This is a genomic window from Candidatus Aquicultor secundus, assembly GCF_002791875.1.
GTDB lineage: Bacteria > Actinomycetota > Aquicultoria > Aquicultorales > Aquicultoraceae > Aquicultor_A > Aquicultor_A secundus.
The window spans coordinates 2,696-4,359 of sequence record NZ_PFNG01000219.1; the positions used below are offsets into that span (position 1 = coordinate 2,696).

General features: G+C 47.6%; 1 protein-coding gene. It reads left to right on the forward strand.

Annotation, left to right across the window (positions count from 1 at the left end; all coding sequences use genetic code 11):
* Positions 1-46: 46 nt before the first annotated feature.
* On the forward strand, positions 47-1,664 hold a 1,618-nt coding region (locus COY37_RS09355; RefSeq protein ID WP_286977355.1), incomplete at its 3' end, for a bifunctional DNA primase/polymerase.

Sequence of the window (1,664 nt, forward strand, 5' to 3'; positions counted from 1 at the left end):
ATGCGGCAAAACTGACTGCCAGCACATTGGCAAACACCCCAGAACCATGAACGGTTTGAAAGACGCTTCAACCGATGAGGCCACTATTAAGGAATGGTGGACTGCATGGCCGAGTGCAAATATAGGCCTAGTGGCTGGTGAGGGCTCAGGAATAGCAGTCTTAGATATCGACACAGATAAAGGCGGTGAAGATTCATGGGCCGATCTTTTAGACGAATACGGGGTTTATCCCGAGACCGTGGAGGCCATAACAGGCGGCGGTGGGCGTCATATTATCTTTAAACACCCAGGGTGTTTTGTTAAAAGCATAAACGGTTTTAGGCCGGGATTAGATAGTAAAGCCGATGGCGGCTATATTGTAGCTCCACCAAGCTTACATAAAAGCGGTCGGCGGTACCAGTGGGAGGTTTCAAGCCATCCTGATGACATCCCACTTGCTGACATGCCCACTTGGTTAATCGAGATACTGAACGGACCCGGAAAGAATAGTACAGTTGAACCAATCCCTGAGTTTATCCCCGAGGGTAAACGCAATAACACCCTTACAAGCCTGGCAGGTTCTATGAGGCACCGGAGGGCTAGTCAACGGGCGATAGAAGCGGCCTTATTGATCGAAAATAAAGAGCGCTGTACTCCTCCACTGTCCGATGCTGAAGTTAAGCAAATCGCTGAAAGTGTTAGCAAATACTCACCTGGAGAAGCATCATCACCGTCACAATCCCTTAGAGGATGTGACGCTGTGCCGGTAAAAATTCACCGTTTATGTGATGTTGAAGAACCGCCACCGATGCGTTTTATAGTGGATGATTTTATACCAGTCGATTACCCCACCCTGCTTTATGGTGACGGTGGACAGGGCAAATCTTATATTGCCCTTTACCTCGCTTGTTGTGTCGCAATTGGAAGGTATTTCCTGGATAAACACGTTCAGGAAGGGAACGTGCTTTTCGTCGATTTTGAGCTAGATGAGGCTGAGCAAGCACGGCGAGCGTATAAAGTATCCCGTGGTTTAGGACTTGCTACTCCACCTGAAGGCCTGCTCTACTATTCGCCGCTGTCTCAAGACAAGAAGGCCGGTGACTTAAATTCTATCATTGATAGCCTGGTAAGCTTTATTAAAGATCATGACATCGTGCTTACTATCGTCGATTCCTTTGGTGCAGCGGTAAGCGGTGATCCTGAAAGTGCCAGGGATGTAACAACGCTATACCGCAAGCTCAGACCGCTTGGTACGGTCCTTATACTCGATCACCAAAGCAAACCCAAGGCTGGCGAGAAGTACCGGGATAAAACAGCTTTTGGGAGCGTTTACAAGCAGAATATGAGCCGTAATATCTGGCAGCTACAAAGAATGATAGATAGCGGCATTCAAGAAAATGAGATTAAGCTTGCCCTTCACCACAACAAAAGCAACTTTGGCCCCCTGCGTGAATCCACGTTTCTAAAAGCAACTTTTGGTGAAAGCTTCACGCTTGAGCAGATCAAGGCGGACATTTACTTTACTGAAGCACTTACAACAAAAGACCACATATTAATTAGCTTCACGGAGCATGGTCCCTGCACAGCCGAGAACGTATCTGAAGTGACCGGAATACCTTTGGGCACCGTTAAAAATAACGTGACGAAACTGAAGAAAGAGGGCAAGCTTGCTCCAACAGGTGAGA